Annotated in this window: 20 protein-coding genes; 10 read left to right on the top strand and 10 right to left on the bottom strand. The window is 72.9% G+C overall.

The window, feature by feature from the left end:
* Positions 1-199: 199 nt before the first annotated feature.
* A complete protein-coding gene (locus WFI16_RS22020; protein ID WP_419900005.1) occupies positions 200-1,189 on the bottom strand; it encodes a tripartite tricarboxylate transporter substrate binding protein in 990 nt (329 codons plus the stop codon).
* A 102-nt stretch (positions 1,190-1,291) separates the two neighbouring features.
* Positions 1,292-2,182: a LysR substrate-binding domain-containing protein gene (locus WFI16_RS22025; protein WP_419900006.1), complete on the bottom strand. Its 891-nt coding sequence runs from the start codon at positions 2,180-2,182 to the stop codon at positions 1,292-1,294.
* Between the two features lie 139 nt (positions 2,183-2,321).
* Here WFI16_RS22025 and WFI16_RS22030 point away from each other — a divergent pair, with 139 nt between their 5' ends.
* Positions 2,322-2,555, top strand: a complete 234-nt coding sequence (locus WFI16_RS22030; RefSeq protein ID WP_419900007.1) for a DUF1127 domain-containing protein — start codon at positions 2,322-2,324, stop codon at positions 2,553-2,555.
* Between the two features lie 75 nt (positions 2,556-2,630).
* Here the strand turns inward: WFI16_RS22030 and WFI16_RS22035 are convergent, their stop codons facing one another.
* Positions 2,631-2,960, bottom strand: a complete 330-nt coding sequence (locus WFI16_RS22035; RefSeq protein WP_419900008.1) for a hypothetical protein — start codon at positions 2,958-2,960, stop codon at positions 2,631-2,633.
* A gap of 351 nt (positions 2,961-3,311) precedes the next feature.
* On the opposite strand from WFI16_RS22035, the gene serA reads away from it, so the two are divergent.
* The 5 genes from serA (at position 3,312) to WFI16_RS22060 (ending at position 6,870) form a co-directional block, all read left to right on the top strand.
* On the top strand, positions 3,312-4,571 hold the full coding sequence (serA, locus tag WFI16_RS22040) for a phosphoglycerate dehydrogenase (protein WP_419900009.1): 1,260 nt from the start codon (positions 3,312-3,314) through the stop codon (positions 4,569-4,571).
* Between the two features lie 74 nt (positions 4,572-4,645).
* Positions 4,646-5,521: a 3-deoxy-8-phosphooctulonate synthase gene (gene kdsA, locus WFI16_RS22045; RefSeq protein WP_442970722.1), complete on the top strand. Its 876-nt coding sequence runs from the start codon at positions 4,646-4,648 to the stop codon at positions 5,519-5,521.
* On the top strand, positions 5,518-6,264 hold the full coding sequence (locus tag WFI16_RS22050; RefSeq protein WP_419900010.1) for a 3-deoxy-manno-octulosonate cytidylyltransferase: 747 nt from the start codon (positions 5,518-5,520) through the stop codon (positions 6,262-6,264). The genes kdsA and WFI16_RS22050 overlap by 4 nt, the downstream gene beginning before the upstream one ends.
* Before the next feature lie 76 nt (positions 6,265-6,340).
* Complete coding sequence (locus tag WFI16_RS22055; RefSeq protein WP_419900011.1) at positions 6,341-6,580, top strand: CsbD family protein; 240 nt, start codon at positions 6,341-6,343, stop codon at positions 6,578-6,580.
* A gap of 11 nt (positions 6,581-6,591) precedes the next feature.
* Complete coding sequence (locus WFI16_RS22060; RefSeq protein WP_419900012.1) at positions 6,592-6,870, top strand: CsbD family protein; 279 nt, start codon at positions 6,592-6,594, stop codon at positions 6,868-6,870.
* Between the two features lie 73 nt (positions 6,871-6,943).
* Here the strand turns inward: WFI16_RS22060 and WFI16_RS22065 are convergent, their stop codons facing one another.
* The 3 genes from WFI16_RS22065 to WFI16_RS22075 form a co-directional block, all read right to left on the bottom strand.
* Positions 6,944-7,834: a PPK2 family polyphosphate kinase gene (locus WFI16_RS22065; RefSeq protein ID WP_419900013.1), complete on the bottom strand. Its 891-nt coding sequence runs from the start codon at positions 7,832-7,834 to the stop codon at positions 6,944-6,946.
* Between the two features lie 76 nt (positions 7,835-7,910).
* Complete coding sequence (locus WFI16_RS22070; RefSeq protein ID WP_419900014.1) at positions 7,911-8,819, bottom strand: OmpA family protein; 909 nt, start codon at positions 8,817-8,819, stop codon at positions 7,911-7,913.
* Entirely contained in the window at positions 8,816-10,039 is a 1,224-nt protein-coding gene (locus tag WFI16_RS22075) for a cupin domain-containing protein (RefSeq protein WP_419900015.1), read from the bottom strand. The genes WFI16_RS22070 and WFI16_RS22075 overlap by 4 nt, the downstream gene beginning before the upstream one ends.
* Positions 10,040-10,237: 198 nt before the next feature.
* Between WFI16_RS22075 and WFI16_RS22080 the strand changes: the two genes are divergently transcribed.
* Both WFI16_RS22080 and WFI16_RS22085 read left to right on the top strand, forming a co-directional pair.
* Entirely contained in the window at positions 10,238-14,974 is a 4,737-nt protein-coding gene (locus WFI16_RS22080; RefSeq protein WP_419900016.1) for an NAD-glutamate dehydrogenase, read from the top strand.
* A gap of 266 nt (positions 14,975-15,240) precedes the next feature.
* A complete protein-coding gene (locus WFI16_RS22085) occupies positions 15,241-16,488 on the top strand; it encodes an MFS transporter (RefSeq protein ID WP_419900017.1) in 1,248 nt (415 codons plus the stop codon).
* On the opposite strand, the gene WFI16_RS22090 is transcribed toward WFI16_RS22085, so the two are convergent.
* The 4 genes from WFI16_RS22090 to cobD all read right to left on the bottom strand — a co-directional run bounded on the left by WFI16_RS22090 (position 16,485) and on the right by cobD (position 19,022).
* A complete protein-coding gene (locus WFI16_RS22090) occupies positions 16,485-16,913 on the bottom strand; it encodes a PaaI family thioesterase (protein WP_419900018.1) in 429 nt (142 codons plus the stop codon). The two genes, WFI16_RS22085 and WFI16_RS22090, sit on opposite strands and share 4 nt — an antisense overlap.
* 31 nt (positions 16,914-16,944) lie before the next feature.
* Positions 16,945-17,685 carry an aspartate/glutamate racemase family protein gene (locus WFI16_RS22095; protein ID WP_419900019.1) on the bottom strand — a complete coding sequence of 247 codons (741 nt, stop codon included), beginning with the start codon at positions 17,683-17,685 and terminating at the stop codon, positions 16,945-16,947.
* Positions 17,686-17,723: 38 nt separating this feature from the next.
* Entirely contained in the window at positions 17,724-17,921 is a 198-nt protein-coding gene (locus WFI16_RS22100; RefSeq protein WP_419900020.1) for a hypothetical protein, read from the bottom strand.
* Between the two features lie 96 nt (positions 17,922-18,017).
* A complete protein-coding gene (gene cobD, locus WFI16_RS22105; RefSeq protein ID WP_419900021.1) occupies positions 18,018-19,022 on the bottom strand; it encodes a threonine-phosphate decarboxylase CobD in 1,005 nt (334 codons plus the stop codon).
* Here cobD and cbiB point away from each other — a divergent pair.
* Both cbiB and WFI16_RS22115 read left to right on the top strand, forming a co-directional pair.
* A complete protein-coding gene (gene cbiB, locus WFI16_RS22110; protein ID WP_419900022.1) occupies positions 19,009-20,025 on the top strand; it encodes an adenosylcobinamide-phosphate synthase CbiB in 1,017 nt (338 codons plus the stop codon). The two genes, cobD and cbiB, sit on opposite strands and share 14 nt — an antisense overlap.
* A gap of 98 nt (positions 20,026-20,123) precedes the next feature.
* Positions 20,124-20,744: a hypothetical protein gene (locus WFI16_RS22115; protein WP_419900023.1), complete on the top strand. Its 621-nt coding sequence runs from the start codon at positions 20,124-20,126 to the stop codon at positions 20,742-20,744.
* Positions 20,745-20,989: the final 245 nt, after the last annotated feature.

A 20,989-nucleotide genomic window follows, 5' to 3' on the forward strand; every position in this document is an offset into this window, starting at 1 on the left:
GCGGGATCTACTCGCGGCAGAACCGCTTGTCAACCCCAGTCACCAGCCAATCACTCACCGTTCGCCGTTCAGCAGCGCCAACCGGCGGCGTGGAGGGGCTTATATGGGCGGGAGATACACCCGTCAAACCCCTTTTTGCGACTTTCCGTCCTCGAGACGAAACTCCGCCCCCGCCGCCCGCGTTATGCGCCCCTCCCGATCAGCTGTCGGCGCGGATGTCGTTCTCGCGGATCACCTTCCCCCATTTGGTGATCTCCGCCTGGATGAAGGCGCCGCATTCCTCGGGCGAGCTGGCGGCGACATCCGCCCCCTGCTCCTCGATCTTCCGCCGCACCGCGGGGTCGGACAGCGCCTTCACCAGCGCCGCATGCATCTTGTCGACGATCGGCTTCGGCGTGCCGGCGCGCCCCAGCACCGCCCACCAGGTCGGCGCCTCGAAATTCCCCACCCCCTGCTGGGCGAAGCTCTGCACCCCCGGCACATGGCGCGTCTCGCCCCGGGTGGTGACCCCGAGCGGCCGCAGCATCCCGGATTTGATGTGCTGGTTGATCACCACCACATTGGACATGAACAGCGGCACATGGCCGGCGACCGCGTCCTGGGTGGCAGGCCCGCCGCCGCGATAGGGCACGTGGACGATGCGGAAGCCGCCCTCGGACTGCAGCAGGGTGGTCGCCACATGCGCCAGCCCGCCGACGCCGCTGGTCGCGTAGTTCAGCGTGTCGGGCGACTTCTTGGCCGCCGCCACCACATCGGCATAGTTGCGGTAGGGCGTGCTCTGATGCGCCACCAGCGCCAGCGGCCCGGTGCCCACCAGGCAGACCGGGTCGAAGGCCTCCATGGTCTTGAAGGGCAGGCGCATCACGCTCTCGTTGGTCGCCTGGGTGTCATAGACCAGCAGCCAGGTATAGCCGTCCGGATCGGCGCGCGCCGCCTCGCCGGCGCCGATCGCCCCCGAGGCGCCGCCCCTGTTCTCGATCACCACCGGCCGGCCCAGGATCTCCTGCAGCTTCGGCTGGAAGATGCGGCCCACCGTGTCGGTGCTGCCGCCCGGCGGCCAGGGCACGATCAGCCGGATCGGCCGTTCCGGCCAGGAGAGCTGGCCGCGCGCCACATTGGGCATCGCCAGGGTGCCCAGGGCTCCCCCGAGCGTGCCGGCGGCCACGAGGCCGCGGCGTCGAATGATCATGGTTCGTCCACCCTTCCCTGCAGAAGGAGGATCGGCGGAACGCCCTCCCCCTTTCTTTACGGGAAGGTAAGCATCCGTGCCCTGGCCGGGGCAAGCCTTGCGTCACGCCTGAAGCGGCAGCCCCCCGGGTTCGTGACGGAAGCTGTCGACGATATGCTGTCCCAGCGCCCGGGCGGCCGGGGTCTCGGCCCGCTGCGCCAGGGCGATCTCGAATTCCCGCAGGCGAGGCAGGCCATCCGCCTCGCCCAGCACCCGCAGCCCGGGCGGCAGCGGCCCGGCCAGGCTGACGGTGATGGCCAGCCCGGCCAGCACCACGGCATAGGTGCCCATCTGCGCGCTGGAACTGTAGGTGACGCGCCAGGGCAGCCCGGCCTGGTCCAGCGCCCCAGTCGCCGCCCCGCGCCAGATGCAGCCCGGCTGGCCGAGCGACAGCCGCAGCGGCGTCTGCCGGTGCACCGCATGCGCCACCGGCCCCACCCATTGCAGCGGGCCCCGCCACAGCGGCAGGCCGACCACCCCCGGCCGCTCATGCCCGGCGGAGAAGATGGTCAGGTCCAGCTCGTCCTTTTCCATCCGGTCCAGCAGCTCGTGCGAGGGGGCGCAGATCACCTCGAGCTCCGCCGCCGGGTGGCTTTCGGCGAAACGCGCCAGGATCTCCGGCAGCCAGAGCATCACATAGTCGTCCGGCGTCCCCAGCCGCACCGGGCCGGAAATGTCGGGCATGCGGAAATTGGCGATGATCTCGTCATGCATGGTCAGCCAGGGCCGCGCCCGGTCCAGCAGCCAGGCGCCCTGCGGCGTCAGCGAGAAGCCTTTCGGCGCCCGCACCAGCAGCGGATGACCCAGGATCTCCTCCAGCCGCCGCATCTGCATCGAGACGGCCGACTGGGTGCGGCCGACCCGCTGGGCGGCGCGGGTGACGCTGTCGCCCTCGGCGATCAGCACGAAGGAGCGCAGCAGGTCCGGATCGAGGCCGGGCGGCAAAGCGAGCATGCGGCCATCATCAATGCCGTTGATGCCCTCCGTCAAAACAATTCGTTTTCCTTATTCCGAGGCCGGACGCAGTCTGCCGCCTGTCGACGCCTGGTCGACACTCCGCTGCACCCTCCCTTGCCCGAAAGGCCCCGCTCCGATGTCCGCCCAGCTCGGCTCCGCCTGCTCCGCCCCCGCCGTCCAGCGCGCTGCCGCGCCTGTCGCGCGCCAGGCCGGCTGGATCGCCGTCCTGGGCCATTGCCTGCGGATGATGCGAACCCGCCAGCACCTGGCCGAGCTGGACGCGCATCTGCTGCGCGACATCGGCCTCTCCCGCCCGGAGGCGGAGGCCGAGCTGCGCCGCGCCCCCTGGGACGCCGCACGCCGCCCCTGAGCGCCGCCCCCGGCCCATAAAAAAAGCCCCGCGCGAGCGGGGCTTTTCCATGCCGGAAGGCCGGAACCTTGCCGCTCAGGCGGCCCAGCGCAGCGCCGGCTGGCTGCGCAGCACGGCGGCGGCCCAGCGCGGGCCTTCCTCGATCAGCTGGTCGATCTGCCGCGGCGTCAGCGTCTCGACATGCTCGCGCGCCGTCACCACGCCGCGCTGCCAGCCGACCATGGCTTCCGGCACCGGCAGCTCGCCATCCGCCATCTCCAGCGCATGGCGCGCGGTGCCCAGCACGCGGGCGGCGGCCTCCAGGCGCAGCCGCTCGGCCAGGCCGCCCTGGGCCAGCTCGGTCAGCGCGTCCATCGTCACCCGCCGGCGCAGGCCCGGCGGCAGTTCCATCTTCTCGACAGCCATGGTGGGAATCTCCGGATGCATTCCCCGCTCTTCTTGACCTGATTCGGTGGGGGCGGGGCGTCTGCCCGCGACATGGACCCGGCCGCCGGGAACGACAAGGACAAACGCGGCCTTTGCCCCCCGCCCGCCGCATGGCGCCATGCGCGATCTGCGTGACCTCGGCCCAGCCATGCATTTTCTGCTTGAAAGCCGCCTGCTGGAAGGCCGGCGGCGGGCCGGGGCCTCCCCCTTCACGCGCCGCGCCCGCCGGGTCCCGGCGGTCCGCCCGGCGGACACCCCTGGCGCAAACGCGGAACACGCTTGACGGTTTGGCACTTCCCGAAACGGCCCGGCAGGGGCATTTGACCAGCCATGTCGCACACGCTGTCGAACCAACGCATCTCGCTCCCCAAGGACCGGATCCGCATCCTGCTGCTGGAGGGCGTGGCCGACAGTGCCGTGTCGCTCCTCGGCGCCGCCGGCTACACCAACATCCAGCGCGAGACCAAGGCGCTGGAAGGCGAGGCGCTGAAGGCCGCGCTGCAGGGGGTCCACCTGCTCGGCATCCGCTCCCGCACCCAGGTGACCGCCGAGGTGCTGGCCGCCGCCGACCGGCTGATCGCCATCGGCTGCTTCTGCATCGGCACCAACCAGGTCGACCTGGCCCAGGCCAAGCAGCTCGGCATCCCGGTGTTCAACGCCCCCTTCTCCAACACCCGCAGCGTGGCGGAGCTGGTGATGGGCGAGATCGTCATGCTGCTGCGCCGCATCCCCGACCGCTCGCGCTCGGCGCATGACGGCGGCTGGGACAAGTCGGCCACCCATTCGCGGGAAGTCCGCGGCAAGACGCTGGGCATCGTCGGCTACGGCAATATCGGCAGCCAGCTCTCGGTCCTGGCCGAGGCCTTCGGCATGCGCGTCATCTATTACGACACCATCCCCAAGCTGCCGCACGGCAACGCGGTGGCCGCCGCCAGCCTGCCCGACCTGCTCTCCGCCGCCGACGTGGTCAGCATCCACGTCCCCGAGACGGCCGAGACCACCAACATGATCGGCGCCGCCCAGATCGCCGCCATGCGGCCGGGCGCCATCCTGATCAACAATGCCCGCGGCCGCGTCGTCGACCTCGACGCCCTGGCCGCGGCGATCCGCGACGGCCATGTGCTGGGCGCCGCCGCCGACGTCTTCCCGGACGAGCCGAAGCGCAACGGCGAGCGCTTCACCTCCCCGCTGCAGGGCCTGCCCAACGTCATCCTGACGCCGCATATCGGCGGCAGCACCGAGGAGGCCCAGGACCGCATCGGCGAGGAGACGGCGCGCAAGCTCTCCGACTATTCCGACACCGGGGCGACCCTCGGCGCGGTGAACTTCCCGGAAGTCACCCTGCCGGCCAAGCCGCACGGCACCCGCTTCATGCATGTCCACCACAACGTGCCGGGCGTGCTCGCCTCGATGAACGAGGTGTTCAGCCGCTTCAGCCTGAACATCTCGGCCCAGTTCCTGCAGACCGATCCGCAGATCGGCTACGTCGTCGTCGATGCCGACGGGGTCGCCGATCCCGAGGGCGTCCTCGCGGCGCTCAAGGAGATCCCTGGCACGATGCGGGCGCGGCTGCTCTACGAGCGCCATTAAAGGAAGAAAGGCCAGGGGAATGAATTCCCCTGGACCCCTTCTTTTTTCTGTCAGTTAAGAAGAGGAGCCTGGCCGTGTCCCAGCCCAACGCCATCGTTGAATGCGGTCAGGTCCGCTTCGGCAACAGCCTGCCGCTCGCCATCATCGCCGGGCCCTGCCAGCTCGAAAGCCGCGACCACGCGCTCGAAATGGCCTCGGCACTGAAGGAGATCGCCACCCGGCAGGGCTTCGGCCTGATCTACAAGACCAGCTTCGACAAGGCCAACCGCACCAGCGCCCGCGCGCAGCGCGGCCTCGGCCTGGAAAAGTCCCTGCCGATCTTCGCCGAGATCCGCGAAAGCCTTGGCCTGCCCGTGCTCACCGACGTCCACAACGCCGAGCAATGCGCCCCCGTGGCCGAGGCCGTGGACATCCTGCAGATCCCGGCCTTCCTCTGCCGCCAGACCGACCTGCTGCTGGCCGCCGCCGCCACCGGCCGCGCGGTCAACGTCAAGAAGGGCCAGTTCCTGGCGCCCTGGGACATGGCCAATGTGGTCGACAAGCTGACCGGCGCCGGCAACCCCAATGTCCTGCTGACCGACCGCGGCACCAGCTTCGGCTACAACACCCTGGTCAGCGACTTCCGCGGCCTGCCGATCATGGCCCGCACCGGCGCCCCGGTGATCTTCGATGCCACCCATTCGGTGCAGCAGCCGGGCGGCCTCGGCGGCAGCTCGGGCGGCCAGCGCGAATTCGTCCCGGTCCTGGCGCGCGCCGCCGTCGCCGTCGGCGTCGCCGGCCTGTTCATCGAGACGCATGAGGACCCCGACCGCGCTCCCTCCGACGGCCCCAACATGGTGCCGCTGCGCGAATTCGAGGGGCTGCTGCGCGACCTGGTCGCGCTCGACCGGCTGGTGAAGGGCCAGGCCTCGGCCCAGGGCGCCGTGGCGGTGGGCGAGGTCGCGGCATGAAGCCGGTCCTGCTGATCCCCTCCCGCCTGGCCGCCACCCGCCTGCCCAACAAGCCGCTGGCCGATATCCATGGCGAGCCGATGATCGTCGCCGTCTGGCGCCGCGCCATGGAGGCCGACATCGCGCCGGTCTGGATCGCCACCGACACCCCCGCCATCGCCGACGCCGTGCGCGCTGTCGGCGGCCAGGCGGTGCTGACCCAGCCCGACCACCCCTCCGGCTCCGACCGCGTCTTCGAGGCGCTGGGCCGGATCGACCCCGACCACAAGTATGATGTGGTGATCAACGTCCAGGGCGACCTGCCGACGGTGACACCGGCCACCATCCGCGCCGCCGCCACCCCCCTGGCCGATGCCGAGGTCGCCATCGGCACCGCCGTCGCGCCGATCCTGCGCGCCGAGGAGCGCGAGGCCAGCTCCGTGGTGAAGATGGTCGGCACCCCGCTCGGCGGCGGCCGCTTCCGCGCGCTCTACTTCACCCGTGCCCAGGCGCCCTGGGGCGAGGGGCCGCTCTACCACCATATCGGCCTCTATGCCTGGCGCACCGCGGCGCTGGCCCGCTTCGTCGCCATGCCCCCCTCGCCGCTCGAGCAGCGCGAGAAGCTCGAGCAGCTGCGCGCGCTCGAGGCCGGCATGCGCATCGATGCCATGGAGGTGGCGGAGGTGCCGCTCGGCGTCGACACGCCGGAGGATCTGGAGCGCGCCCGCGTCATGCTGGCCAACAAGGTCGCCGCCGCGCACTGAACCATCGCCTCGGCAGGGAAGCCGATGCCGAGGCAACCTATGCTAAGGAATGGCGTTTTCCCTGCAAGACCGTCGCATGACGCGACGGCCCGGACGGGCGATCCCGCTCGCCGAGGACGAAAGGCAGGAACACATGGACAAGGACCGCATCGAGGGCGCCGCCAAGCAGGCCAAGGGCGCCATCAAGGAAGCCGCGGGCAAGGTGACCGGCAGCACCAGCACCGAGCTCGAGGGCAAGGCGGACAAGGTCGAGGGCAAGACCCAGGCGGCCGTCGGCAAGGCCAAGGACACCGCGCGGGACGCGGTCAAGAGCTGAGGAACCAGGCCATGGCGATCAACACCGACACGATCGAGGGCGGCGCCCGCAAGGTGGTGGGTCAGGCCCAGGAAGGCCTCGGCCGCTTCACCAATGACGAGGACCAGCGCGCCGAGGGTCTGGCCCGCCAGGTCAGCGGCAGGGCGCAGGAAGTCTATGGCGAGGCGCGTGAATACGCCCAGCATGCCGGCGAGCGCGTTGTCCGCGTCGTCGAGCAGCAGCCGGTGACCTCGCTGCTGGTGGTGGGCGCCATCGGCTATGTGCTGGGACTGCTGACCGCGCGCCGCTGAGCCGCCGTCAGTCTGCCCCGGTATCGCCGGAACGAACCGCGGGGCCCCTGGGCCCCGCGGTTTTCTTTTGCCTTCACCCCTTCTCGGCGGCCAGGGTCTCGGCGGCGTGGCGCAGCCGCTCCTGCCCGGCGGCATCCAGCGTCGGGTAGCGCGGGTCGATCGCCTCCAGCGCCTCGACCACGGCTTCCACCACCACCAGGCGGGTCAGCCATTTGCGGTCGGCCGGCACCACGTACCAGGGCGCCTGCGGCGTGGCGGTGGCGCGGATCGCCGCCTCATAGGCTTCCTGATAGGCATCCCAGTAGGGCCGCTCGGCCAGGTCGCCGGCATCCAGCTTCCAGTTCTTCGCCGGCTCCTCGATGCGGGCCAGGAAGCGCTTGCGCTGCTCGTCGCGGCTGAGATGCAGGAAGAACTTCAGCACCACATAGCCCTGCCGCGCGAGATAGCGCTCGAAGGCGGAGATGTCCTCGAGGCGCTGCTCCCAGATCTTCGGCCCGACCACCTCCTGCGGCAGGCGCTGGCGGGCCAGCACGCTGGAATGGACGCGGGCGATCAGCACCTCCTCGTACCAGGAGCGGTTGTGGATGCCGATCTGCCCGCGCGCCGGCAGCCGGGCGACGTGGCGGCGCAGGAAATCCTGGTCGAGCTCCTCCGGCCCCGGCGCCTTGAAGGCATGCACCGAGCAGCCCTGCGGGTTCAGCCCGGAGAAGACGTGCTTGATGGCGCCGTCCTTGCCGGCCGCGTCCATCGCCTGGAAGATGATGAAGACCGCGTGGCGGTCCTGTGCCGAGAGCCGGCCCTGCAGATCGGCCAGGCGCTCCACCCCCTGGCGCAGCAGCCCCTCGGCCTCGTCCCGCGTCGGCACCCGCTTCGGGCCGCGGGTTGAATGGCTGGCCAGCCGGAAGCCGCCGCCCTCGGTGACGCGGCATCCCGCCGCCAGCTGCCGGGCCATCGCGCGCGCCATGCCTGCGCTTCCTCTCTCGCTGCTCATCCGGGGGTGACGCGACAGGGGGCGGCGGGTTGCGCCGCCCCCTGCCCGGTCACTCGGGCTTGGACGGGGTCTCGGCCGGCGGGGCTTCCGCCGGCGCGGCCTGCGGCGCCGGGGCCGGTGCCACCGGCGGCGCCACCGGTGGCGTGCCCGGCGGCACCACGGCAGGCGCGCTGTTGCCCGGCACGGCATTGCCCGGAGTCTGCGGCGTCGGGGTCTGCGGCGCTGGGGTCTGCGGCGCGGGCGGCGGCGACGGGGGCGGTGCCGGGGGACGCTCGCGCGGCGCCTCGGCGGGCGGCGGCGGCTTCGGCGTCTCGGCCGGGCGCGGCGGCGCCGGCGGCGGGCTCACTGCTGCCGGCGGCGGGACGGAGGGCCGGCCCGGCGGCGTCACGGCGGGCGGGGTGACGCTCGGCGGCACTGGCGGGGTCACGACCGGCGGGGTCGGCGCCGGCACCGCCGGGGAGCGCGGCGCCTCGCCGCCCGGGCGGCGCTGCGGCGCCGGCTGGGCGGGCGGCGGCGGCGCGTCCACGGCGGCGGGCAGCACGACGATGGTCACGCTGCGCGCCTCGCGGTTCGGCGTGCGGCTGCTGAAGCCCGGATTGCGCGCCTCGGCGCGGATGCGGTCGCGCTCGATGCCCTGGCCGACCGAGAGCAGCTCCGACACCTCGCGCGCCCGGCGGGCGGCGAGCTGGGTGCTGGTCGCCTGCCCGCCCTCGCGCACCGCATGGCCGAGCACGCAGAGATTGCGCGCCGGATTCGCCTTGGCCAGCGCCGCGGCGGCGGCGACCGGGGTGCGCGCGGCCTCGGAGGGCCGGGCGCTGCGCGGCGCGAAGGGGATCTCGAAGACATCGTCCTCGAGCCGCTCGGCGCCGATGCAGTTGAAGGGCCGCGGCTGGGCCTGGGCCTCGCCGCCCGGCAGCGCCACCGCCAGCAGCGGCGCCAGAAGGAGGAGGTGCTTCATACGGCGACGAGCAGGCCGGACTCGGCCAGCCGCTGCAGCAGCGCCGCCGCATCCACCGCCGGATGCGCCTGGCGCAGCTCGGCCTCGGTGCCGTCGGGACGGGCCAGCAGCCAGTTCGCCGCCTCGGCCTCGGCCGGCTGCAGCGACAGCGCGCCGGCCGGCGCCTTGACCACCCATTCGGCGCCGCGCCGCACCGCCTTGGTGCCGGGCGCGACGATGCGGAAGGCGGCGCCCTCGGCCTCGCCCGCCTCGCCAATGGACGGCGCGGCCAGGCCGCGCGCCGCCAGCAGGTCGTTGCCGCCGCGGCGATAGCGATAATCGGCCACGAACTTGGCCAGCACTTCCATGACCTTGGGATCCCGCGTCAGCTCGGACAGGCGCTGCCCGAGCTGGGCGGCGCGGCTGGTCAACGCGAAGCGGGCGGCGGCGGTTCCATCCTGGCGCGGCAGCGGCTTGCGGAACTCGGTCTCGTAGAGCACCCGCTCGACCAGCATGTTCAGCAGGTCCATGCCCATCGGCGCATGCACGCCATAGGCGATGTGGACGGAGGCCGGCGCCTCGGCCAGGGCGTCATGGTACCAGCCGCGCGGCAGGTAGAGCAGGTCGCCCGGCTTCAGGGTGACCTTGCCGCGCAGCTTGCCCTTGGCCTGGTCATGATGCGCCTGGCCCAGGCTGCGGAACACCGGATGCGGGATCGGCCAGTCGGCGCGGCCCTCCCAGATGTTCCAGGTCTTCTCGCCCTCGACCTGCACCGCCCAGACGTCATGCGTGTCGAAATGGCTGGGGAAGGCCTTGTGGCTCTGCCAGGAGATGTAGACATTCGCCTGCGCCTTGCCGAGCCCGGCCTCCTCCAGCGCGTCCGAGACCGCGGCCAGGCCGGGCGTCAGGCTGTCGACGTCGTTCATCACGATCGAGGCGCCGCGCGCCACCCACTGGCTGACCATCCGCGCCTCGGGCTGCAGGGTCTGCGCGTTGTCGCGGCTGGTGGCGCGGCTGCAGTACTGCTCCGGCGGCACGGCATTGCCGTCCATCACCAGCTTCAGCGACTGGCTGGACCAGATATGCGTCTGGTCGAGCAGGCGGTTGATCTGCCGCCACGACAGCACCGAGGCGAACTTCGCCGCCCCGCCCTGCAGGTGCAGCGGCTGCTTGTCGTGATACTCGGCAAAGAACTGCTCCGGCGTCATCGGAGCGAGGAGGTCAGCGAGCGTGCGGATCATGCGCGCAGCTTAGCCATGCCTGCGCGCCGCGGTCATCAGGGGAAACGGCGCGGCCGGCGAAAGCGGCCAAATGATGGCCAGCTGACGCTGAATTTTTATGCAAATTGCACCGCTTATCGGCACGTCCCCGCTTGCGCCGGCCCCGTGGCGGACCGATTTTCCGGCCACCTGCCAGTCAGGACGATGGAGGAGAAAGTCATGCCCGAAGGCCAGATCCGCGAAGGAGGCCTGCGCGCCGAGTTGCTGCGCGCCGCCGCGGATGCCCTGCAGCGTCAGGCGCCGGGGCTGCCGCCCGCCGCCGCCACCCTGCTGCAGCAGCTGGCCGAGGGCCTGCCCGCCACCGAGCTCGCCGCCGAGCCGCCGGAGCGCCTGGCCGCCGCCGCCGCCAGCCTCTTCTCGCTGGCCGAGAACCGCGTCCCCGGGCAGGCGAGCATCCGCCTCCGCCCGCCCGGCCCCGGCCGCGGCGCCGGGGCGGTGGCGGAGATCGTCACCGACGACATGCCCTTCCTGGTCGACAGCGTGCTGGCGGCGCTGACCCTGTCCGGCCGCACGCCGCGCCGGCTGCTGCATCCGGTGGTGCGGGTGCGGCGCGATGCCGCCGGCCGCCTCGAGGGCTTCGACCCGGCGGGCGCCGCCGAAAGCATGATGCATGTGGAGATCGCCCCCTCCAGCGTCCGGCTGCTGGCCGAGGCCGCCGGCGGCACCGAGAGCTGGGCGGCGACCGAGGCGGCGCTGCAGCGCGCCATGGTCGAGGTGCGGCTGGCCGTCGCCGACTTCCCCGCCGTGCTCGACCGGCTGCACCAGGCCGAGGCCGAGATCGCCGCCGGCCCGAATGGCGGCGCCGATGTCGAGGCCGGCCAGGCCTTCCTGCGCTGGATGGCGGAGGAGAACTTCGTCTTCCTCGGCCACCGGGTGATCCGCTTCGCCGAGGGCGCCGCCCCGGGTGCTGCCCCCGGTTCCGCCACGGGTTCCGATTGGGCGGAAGACGGGCTCGGCCTGCTGCGCGACGAGGCTGTGCCGGTCTTCGACGCGCTGCGCGACCTCGCCGCCATCCCGGCCAATGTGCGGCAGTCGCTGCAGGGCGGCGGCGTGCTCTCCATCGCCAAGGCGAACATGCGCGCCCGGGTGCACCGGCCGCAGCATGCCGATGTGGTGGCCACCAAGATCTATGCCGCCGATGGCAGCGTCGCCGGCGTGCGGCTCTTCGTCGGCCTCTTCGCGGCGACCGCCTACAACCGCAACCCGCGCAGCATCCCCTGGCTCTCGGCCAAGGTCGCCCGCATGCTGGACCGCGACGGCGTGGCGCCCGACAGCCATGACGGCCGCGCGCTGCGCAACATCATCGACACCTGGCCGCGCGACGAGCTGTTCCAGGCCGACGAGGACGCCATCCTGGCCGGCGCCCGCCGCGCGCTCGACCTGTTCATCCGGCCGCGCCCGGCGCTCTACATCCGCCGCGATCCCTTCGAGCGCTTCGTCTCCGCCATCGCCTGGCTGCCGCGCGACAGCTTCGACACGAGGCTGCGCGAGAAGCTGGGCGGCATGCTGGCCCGCGCCTTCAACGGCCGGCTCTCGGCCTTCCACATCGCGCTGGGCGACACGCCGCTGGCCCGCGTCCACTACATCATCGGCACCGTCCCCGGCGCCGTGGGCGATGTCGATGACGACGCGCTGGAGGCCGCCCTCGCCCAGGCCGCCCGCCCCTTCGCCGACCGGCTGGGCGAGGCGCTGACCGCCGAGATGGGCGAGGCCCGCGCCGCCGCCGCCCTGGCCCGCTGGGCCGATGCCTTCCCCGCCGCCTATGCCGAACAGAGCAGCGCCGGCACCGCCGTGGCCGACCTGCAGCTGGTCGAGCAGGCGCTCTCCGCCGGCCGCCCGGCCGCGCGCCTGGAGCGCGCCCCCGGCGCCGCCCGCACCGCGCTGACCCTGCGCCTGGCGCATGCCGGCGGGCCGCTGCCGCTGGCCGATGCCCTGCCGCTGTTCGAAAGCCTGGATCTCCGCGCCATCGAGGAGCAGCCCTTCCGCCTGAAGGAAGTCACCGGCGGCACCCGCGCGGTCCTGCATATCTACACGCTGGAAGCCGGCAGCGACCTGGAGGAGGCCCGCTTCCCCGCGCTGCTCGAGGCGCTGGAGGCGCTGCAGGCCGGCCGCGCCGAGGTCGACGGCTTCAACCGCCTGGTGCCGCGGGCCGGCCTGACCTGGCGCGAGGCCTGGCTGCTGCGCGCGCTGTTCCGCTGGCTGAAGCAGGTCGGCTTCCCCTTCGCCCAGGGCTCGGTCGAGGCGGCGCTGACCGGCCAGCCGCAGGCCGCCCGCCTGCTGGTCGACCTGTTCAATGCCCGCTTCGACCCGGCCGCCGCCAGCGGCGCCGGCGTGGTCGCGGCGGAGAAGCTGGAGGCCGACTGGGCCGCGCTGATGGACGCGGTGGAGGACCCGGATGCCGACCGCATCCTGGCGCGCCTGCGCACCGCGCTCGATGCCCTGCTGCGCACCAACTTCTTCCAGGACAAGCCCTATCTCTCGCTGAAGTTCGAGAGCGCGCGGGCCGGCGAGATGCCGCAGCCCCGCCCCTGGCGGGAGATCTTCGTGCATGCCCCGCACATGGAAGGCTGCCATCTGCGCGCCGGCCCGGTGGCGCGCGGCGGCATCCGCTGGTCCGACCGCAAGGAGGATTTCCGCACCGAGATCCTCGGCCTGATGAAGGCGCAGCGGCTGAAGAACGTCGTCATCGTGCCGACCGGCGCCAAGGGCGGCTTCGTCCTCAAGGGCGCCGTGCCGCCGGCCACCGACCGCGAGGCCTTCATGGCCACCGGCATCGCCGCCTACAAGACGCTGATCCGCGGCATGCTGGACATCACCGACAACCTGCAGGGCGAGACGGTGCTGCCGCCCGCCCATGTCGTCCGCCGCGACGGCGATGATCCCTATATCGTCGCCGCCGCCGACAAGGGCACCGCCACCTTCAGCGACATCGCCAACGGGCTGGCGAAGGAATACGGCTTCTGGCTGGACGACGCCTTCGCCTCGGGCGGCAGCCAGGGCTATGACCACAAGGCCATGGGCATCACCGCCAAGGGTGCCTGGGTGATGATCGCCCGGCATTTCTCGGAGACCGGCCACGACATCCAGGCCGAGCCCTTCACCATGGTCGGCGTCGGCGACATGTCGGGCGACGTCTTCGGCAACGGCCTGCTGGTGTCGAAGCAGACCAAACTGCTGGCGGCCTTCGACCACCGCCACATCTTCATCGACCCGACGCCCGACCCGGCCGCCTCCTATGCCGAGCGCGCCCGGGTCTTCGCCCTGCCCCGCTCCTCCTGGCTCGATTACGATGCGTCGCTGATCAGCCAGGGTGGCGGCGTCTATCCGCGCAACGCCCGCACCATCCCGCTCTCGGCGGAAGCGCGCGCCCTGCTCGGCATCGAGGCGGAGAAGCCGGACCCGGCGACGGTGATGAAGGCGATCCTGCGCGCCAGGGTCGACCTGCTCTATTTCGGCGGCATCGGCACCTACATCAAAGCCTCGACCGAATCCCAGGCCGAGGCCGGCGACCGCGCCAATGACGCCATCCGCGTCGACGGCCGCGAGATCCGCGCCCGCATCATCGGCGAGGGCGCCAATCTGGGCGTCACCCAGGCCGGCCGCATCGAGGCGGCGCGGCTCGGCGCCGAGGGCGCCGGCGTGCGCCTCAACACCGATGCGCTGGACAACTCCGCCGGCGTCTCGACCTCCGACCATGAGGTGAACATCAAGATCCTGCTGGCCGACGCCATGGTCAGCGGCGCGCTGACCGAGCGCCAGCGCGACGGGCTGCTGCGCGAGATGACCGAGGAGGTCGGCGCCCTCGTCCTCCGCGACAATACCGAGCAGTCGCTCGCCGTGTCGCTGGAGGCCGAATCCGGCGCCGAGGCCCTGCCGGCCCAGGCCGCGCTGATGGTGCGGCTGGAGGCCAGCGGCCTGCTGGACCGCGCCGTCGCCGGCCTGCCCGATGCCGAGGGCATGGCCAGCCGCATCGCCGCGCAGCAGAAGCTGACCCGGCCGGAACTGACCGCGCTGCTGCCCTTCGCCAAGCTGTGGCTGGCGGAAGCCATCGAGCACAGCAGCCTGCCCGACGACCCGGCGCTGCTGCCGCTGCTGGAAGCCTATTTCCCCAGCCAGCTGCAGCGCGACTACGCGCCCTTCATCGCCCGCCACCGCCTGCGGCGCGAGCTGCTGGCGACCATCCTGGCGAATGAGGTGGCCAACCGCCTCGGCCCGGCCGGGCTGGCGCGCCTGGCCGCCGGGTCGGAGCCCGCGGATGCGGCCCGCGCCACCATCCTGGCCGACCGGCTGCTGAACCTCGGCGCCGCCATGGAAGCCGCCGACCGCGCCACCGCACCGGTCGAGGCCCGCCATGCCGCGCTGATGGCGCTGCGCCAGCTGCTGGGCGCCACCGCCCGCGAGCTGCTGGCCATGCCGGAGACCGCCCGCCCGCTGGACGAGGCGCTGGCCACGCTGCGCCCCGGCATCGAGGCGCTGCTGGCGACCGAGACCGCCGCCGCCACCCCGCCGCAGAACGGGTTGCCGGAGCCGGTGGCCCGGCTGGTCGCGGCCGCCCCGGCGCTGGAAGCCGCCCCCGCCATCGTGCGCCTGGCGGCCTCGGCCGCTGTGCCGCCGGCGGAAGCGGCCCATGCCTGGCGCGCGGTCGGCGACAGCTTCCACCTGGCCGAGCTGCGCCAGGCGACGGGCCTCGCCCCGGCCACCGGGCCCTTCGGCACCCGCGCCAAGGCGGCCCTGCTGGACGACCTGGCCGGGCTGCAGACCCGCCTGGCCCAGGCCGCCCTGCGCGGCGCCCTGCCGGAGGCGGAAGCGGCGCGCCGCACCGCGGCCGACGCGGCATCCCGCCCGGATCTGGCGGCGGTCACGGTGGCGGTGCGGGAGCTTTCCAAGGCGGTTTGATAGAGAAGACAGGAATAAGGCTGGGGGAATGAATTCCCCCAGGCCCCCATCTTCTTTCTGATCATCGGCCGTTGAGAGACCAGCGCCCCGTCGGATGCCTTACCAGGGCATCACGGCGGGGCGCTTTTTTGTCCCGCCTCGCCGCCTGCGCGCGGCAGCACTGACAGAAAAAAGAAGGGGTCCAGGGGAATTCATTCCCCTGGCCTACCCCCTGCCCTTTCCCTGTTCTTCCCTTCCAAGGCACTCTCCGCGCCATGAATGCCATCATGTCGCGGAAAGCCTGGGCCTGGGCCCTGTATGACTGGGCCAACAGCGCCTTTCCCACGGTCGTCTCCACCTTCGTCATCGCCGCCTATTTCACCCAGGGCATTGCCGCCGACGCCGCCACCGGCCAGGCGCAATGGGGCTGGATGCAGACCCTGGCGGGGGTCGCCATCGCGCTGCTGTCGCCGGTGCTGGGCGCCGTCGCCGATGCCGGCGGGCGGCGGCGGATGATGCTGCTGCTGTGTACCGTGGTCACCTCGGTGGCCACCGGGCTGATCTGGTATGCGACGCCGCATCCGGACTCCGCGCTCTGGGCGCTGGCCTGCGTCGGGATTGCCACCGTCGGCTTCGAGCTCGGCACCGTCTTCTACAATTCCATGCTGCCGCAGGTGGCGCCGCCGGAGCGGCTGGGGCGCATCTCCGGCCTGGCCTGGGGGCTGGGCTATGCCGGGGGCCTGGCCTGCCTGCTGGTCTGCCTGATGCTGCTGGTGCAGCCGAATCCTTCTCTGTTCGGGCTGGACCGGGCGGAGGCCGAGCATGTCCGCGCCAGCGCCCTGCTGGTCGCGGTCTGGATGCTGGGTTTCGGCTGGCCGGTGCTGCTGGCCCTGCCCGACCCGCCGCCGCCGCGGCCGGGCTGGGGGGAGTCGGTGCGGCACGGGCTGGCCGAGATCTGGGGCGTGCTGAAGCGCCTGCCGCATAACCCGGTGATGGGCCGCTTCCTGCTGGCGCGGCTGTTCTACACCGACGGGCTGAACACGCTCTTCGCCTTCGGCGCCATCTATGCCGCCGGCAGCTTCGGCATGGGCTTCGAGGAAATCTTGATGTTCGGCATCGCGCTGAACGTCACGGCGGGGCTCGGCGCCGCCGGCTTCGGGCTGATCGAGGACCGGCTGGGCGCGCGGGAGACGGTGCTGGTCTCGCTGGGCGCGCTGCTGCTGCTGGGCAGCGGCGTGGTGCTGACCGACGACAAGACGGTGTTCTGGGGGCTGGCCATGGCGCTCGGCCTGTTCCTCGGCCCGGCGCAATCGGCCAGCCGCAGCCTGATGGCGCATCTGGCCCCGCCGGAGGAGGTCTCGGCGCATTTCGGGCTGTTCGCGCTGTCGGGGCGGATCACCGGCTTCCTCGGGCCGGCGGTGCTGGCGCTCGTCACCACCGCCACCGCCAGCCAGCGGGCCGGGATGGCGACGGTGCTGGGCTTCATCGCGCTGGGCGCGGTGATCCTGGCGACGGTGAAGATCCCGAAGCGTTAAGCCGGAGAACCTTCAACGCCTTCGCTGCCGGCGCGCCAGCGGTGGGTGGAGGCGCCGAAGGCCACCATCTTGCCGGCCGCGTCGAAGACCTCGGTGCGGGCGAAGAAGATGTTGCGGCCGCGCGAGATCACCTGGCCGATCGCCACGATCTCGCCGCCGGCGACCTGGCCGGTGAAGCGGCAATCCAGGTCGATGGTCACCGCCTTGCGGATATTTCCTTCAATGCTGCACCAGAGGCCGGCGAAGGCGCCGGCCTGGTCGATCAGCGACAGGATGACGCCGCCATGGACGATGCCGCTGCGGTTCAGGTGGCCGGCGCCGCTGTCGCAGACGACGCGGGCATAGCCGTCCCTCCATTCGGTCAGGCGGATGCCGAGCAGCTCGTGATAGGGCGGGGGCGGCGAGGCGAGATCGGTCTTGGACATGGCACGCTGGTGCCTGCTGCGCCGCGGCAGGTCAAGCCAGCGCCAGCCGCGCCGCCAGCGCCTCGCTCAATCCGCTGCTGGGTGTCCGGCCCAGCGCCGCGGGCGTCGGGCCGGGCGGCGTCGGGATCGCGCCGGCGGCCCCGCGCAGCAGGCAGTCGAGGCTGTCCAGCACCGGCGCGTCGACCAGGGGCTGCAGGGCGGGGGCCAGCCCGGCGAGGCCGGCGCCGCCCAGCACCACGGCCTCGGCGCCCTCCGCCAGCGCGGCGGTCGCGGCCTCGGCCAGCAGGGACAGGGCGCGCTCCGGCTCGCGGGCGATCATGTCGCCGGTGGGGGCGACGGCGCGCACCAGCACCCGCTCGGCCGGCCAGCCGCGGGACAGGGAGAATTCCTCGAGCATCGGCACCCAGGCGGCGCCGCCGGTCAGCAGGGCGACGCGGCGATGCGCGGCCAGCGCCTGGCGCAGCGAGGCATCGGCCATCCCCGCCACCGGCAGGCCGGACAGTTCGCGCGCGGCATCGAGCGCGGGATCGCCGAAGCAGGCGATGGCGATGGCATCGACCTGGCCCGCCGCCTCGGCGACCCGCTCCAGCACCGCATGGCCGGCGATGGCGGCGGCGCTGCGGCTGGCGATGTAGCGGGCGCCGAAGCGTGCCGTCGCGGTGGACAGCCTGACATGGGCCAGGCCCAGCCGCGGCAGGGCCTGGCTGGCGAGCGCCGCCATGCGCGTGGTCATGGCGGCATCGGTATTGCCGTTCAGCAGCAGGATGCGCATGGCGCGCAGCCTGGGCCGGGTCGCGCCCGGCGGCAAGCTCAGTTCTGCCGGGGTACCGAAGGCGGGCGGGCGGGGGATGGCGGGGCGGATGGCGGGCCGGGCGGCGCGGTCTGCAGCCGCGCGGTCAGCCGGGCGACATCCTGCTGGCGCAGCCCGCCGGGCGCGTCGCGCAGGGCGCGGTGCGCGGCCATCAGGGCGACGAGGTTGGCGGTGCCGCAGGAGCGGTGATGGAACATGCGGGTCTCTCCTCCTGCCGGGGATGGCGGGGTGATGGCCGGCATCTAATCGATAATAAGAATAACTCGCAACTAGAAAGCGGGTCGTGCGGTGTCTCACCGGAGCACTGCCGCGAGTCGCGCCCAGGCCGCCTCGTCCGGCGGCAGGCCGAAGCGCAGCCAGCGTGGCTGCTGCGCGAAAGGCCGGGTCAGGATCCCGGCGCGGCCGAGCCGCTGGTGCCAGCCGGCGGCATCGCCCTCGGCCAGGCGGAACAGCCGGGTGCCGCCGAGGACACGCAGCCCCGCCGCCTCCAGCAGCGCGTCGAGCCGCGCGGCCTCGGCGGCCAGGCGCGCCGCCTCACCCGCCCGCCAGGGGGCATCGGCCAGGGCGGCGGTGCCGATCGCCAGGGCCGGGCCGGCGACCGCCCAGGGGCCGAGCCAGCCGCGGATCGCCGCCGCGCCGGCCGCCGACGCCAGGGCGAAGCCGAGCCGCAGCCCGGCCAGCCCATAGGTCTTGCCGAAGGAGCGCAGCACGACCAGCGCCGGATGCGGCAGCAGGGTGGCGGCGGAAACCAGCTCCGGCTCCAGATCGGCGAAGGCCTCGTCCACCACCAGCAGCCCGCCGCGCGCCGCCATGGCATCGGCCAGGGCATGCAGCGCGCGCAGGCCGACCCGCCGCCCGTCCGGGTTGTTCGGGTGGCAGAGCAGCGCGGCGGGGGCGTCGAACAGCGCCGCGAACCGCTCCACCTCGGCCACCGCGGTGCCGGCCGCGCGCCAGCAGGCGGCATGTTCGGCATAGGTCGGGCCGAGCACGGCGAGCCCGGCCTGGGGGAAGATCCGCGGCAGCAGCTGGATCAGCAGCTGGGTGCCCGGCGCGGCGGCGACCATGTCCGGCGTCGCCGCCCCGTAGGCGGCGGCGGCGGCGACGCGCAGGGCGAGTTCCGCCTCGGGTTCCGGCAGCCGCCCCCAGGAATCGGGGTCGAGCGGCGGCACCGGCCAGGGTCGCGGGTTGATGCCGGTGGAGAGGTCGATGAAGGGTTCCGGCGCCCCGGCGAAGGCCCGGCGCGCGGCGCCCAGCCGGCCGCCATGTTCCAACCCGTCCTGCGCCATGCTAGCCGACACGCCTTCCACCCCTCCCGGGATCCTCGCCCTGACCGACCTGCTGCTGATCCTCGCCGGGGCGCTGCTGATCGAGGCCGCCTTCGGCTACCCCAAAGCGCTCTTCGCCGCCATCCGCCATCCGGTGGTCTGGATGGGGACGTTTCTTTCAGCGCTGGAGCAGCGGCTGAACGATCCGGCCCGATCCGGCCGCTTCCGGCGCGGCGCCGGGGTGGTGACGCTGGCCGCGCTGCTGCTGGCGGTGGGGCTGCCCACGGCGCTGCTGCAGGCGGCCCTGACCGGCAGCCTGCCGGGGATGCTGCTGCTGGCGCTGCTGCTCGCCAGCCTGCCGGCGCAGCGCAGCCTGCATGAGCATGTCGCCGCGGTGGCCGAGGGGCTGGAGCGGGAGGGCCTTGCCGGCGGGCGGCGGGCGGTCGCCATGATCGTCGGCCGCAACCCGGAAAGCCTCGACGAGGCCGGCGTCGCCCGCGCCGCCATCGAGAGCCTGGCCGAGAATTTCTCCGACGGCATCGTCGCCCCGGCCTTCTGGGCCGCGATCGCCGGGCTGCCGGGGGCGGCGCTCTACAAGGCGGCCAATACGGCGGACAGCATGATCGGCCATCGCTCCGACCGCTACCGCGATTTCGGCTGGGCGGCGGCGCGCTTCGACGACCTGGTGAACCTGCCGGCCTCGCGGCTGGCGGCGCTCTGGCTGGTCGCCGCCGCCGCGCTGCTGCCCGGCGGCTCCGCCGCCGCCGCGGCGCGCGCCGTGGCGCGGGATGCGCGGCACCACCGCTCGCCCAATGCCGGCTGGCCGGAGGCGGCGATGGCCGGCGCGCTCGGCCTGCGGCTGGCCGGGCCGCGCGTCTATGGCGCCGAGCGGGTGGAGGATGCCTGGATGGGCGAGGGCCGCGCCGAGGCCACGGCCGCCGATCTGCGCCGCGCGCTGCGCCTCTACCGCCTGGCCTGCGCGCTGCAGCTGGGGGCGGTGCTGGCGCTGGCCGGGCTGTTCCTGGCCGCCGGCTGAGGCACCGCTGCGCGCGCATGTGATACCGCGCCGCTTGAAGCCGGGCTTGCCGGCGGCGCAAGCTTTTCCCGGTCCACGCACTGCCACAGGGAATCGCGATGCGCCGCGCCGTCGCCCTGCTGTCGCTCCTGCCGCTGCTGCCCGCCGGCGCCGCGGCCCAGGTCCTGGCGGATGCCCAGGGGATCGACAGTCGAATCGACGGCCGCACCGACAGCGGCCCCGCCCCCAGCGCCACCGAGCGCCTGGCCCGCCGCCTGCCGGCCGAGCTGCTGGGCTATCGCCGCATGGGCGAGGCGGAGTCGCTGCGCCAGGGCAGCGCGGTGCGCTACGCCCCCGCCGATGGCGAGCGCATCCTGGTCTCGGTCATGGTCTATGCCAGCGAGGACAGCGGCACGCCGGAGGAGGCGCTGCAGCGCGCCAGCGCCGAGACCGAGGCGCTGGCCGGCACCGGCCGCTACCGCGCCGTCACCGCCCAGGCGCTGCCGCCCGCCGCCACCCCGGCCCTGGCCGAGGCCGCGCCGGGGCTGCGCTGCACCAGCTTCACGCTGCAGCCGCAGCAGGGTCGGGCCAGTGCCGACGGGCTCTGCGTCGCGCTGCAATCGGGGCATCTGGTGAAGGTGCGGGTGAACAGCCTGTCGCAGGCCGATGCCGGCCGTGCCGGCCGCATGGCCGCCGAGATGGCGGAAGCCGTTGGCCAGGTCTTCGCCACCGCCCGCTGAGATTTTTTCTTCGCCATTGCTTGCTACGGCCAGGCTGACGCCGGGTTGAACGGCGCCGTCCCGAAGCGCCCCGCTTTCGCCTGAGGCGCGATGCCCACGCGATTCCGGCCCAGGTCCACCCCCGGCCAGGCGCGGCCGGCACAGCGGAGCCGAAAATCCCCGCGACAATCGTTTTTTCTTCCGCCAGCATCCCTGAATATATGCCATCAAGAAATCGGAAAAACTGATTATTCTTCATGAAGCAT

This window comes from Roseomonas sp. USHLN139, assembly GCF_037145735.1.
Classification (GTDB): domain Bacteria; phylum Pseudomonadota; class Alphaproteobacteria; order Acetobacterales; family Acetobacteraceae; genus Pseudoroseomonas.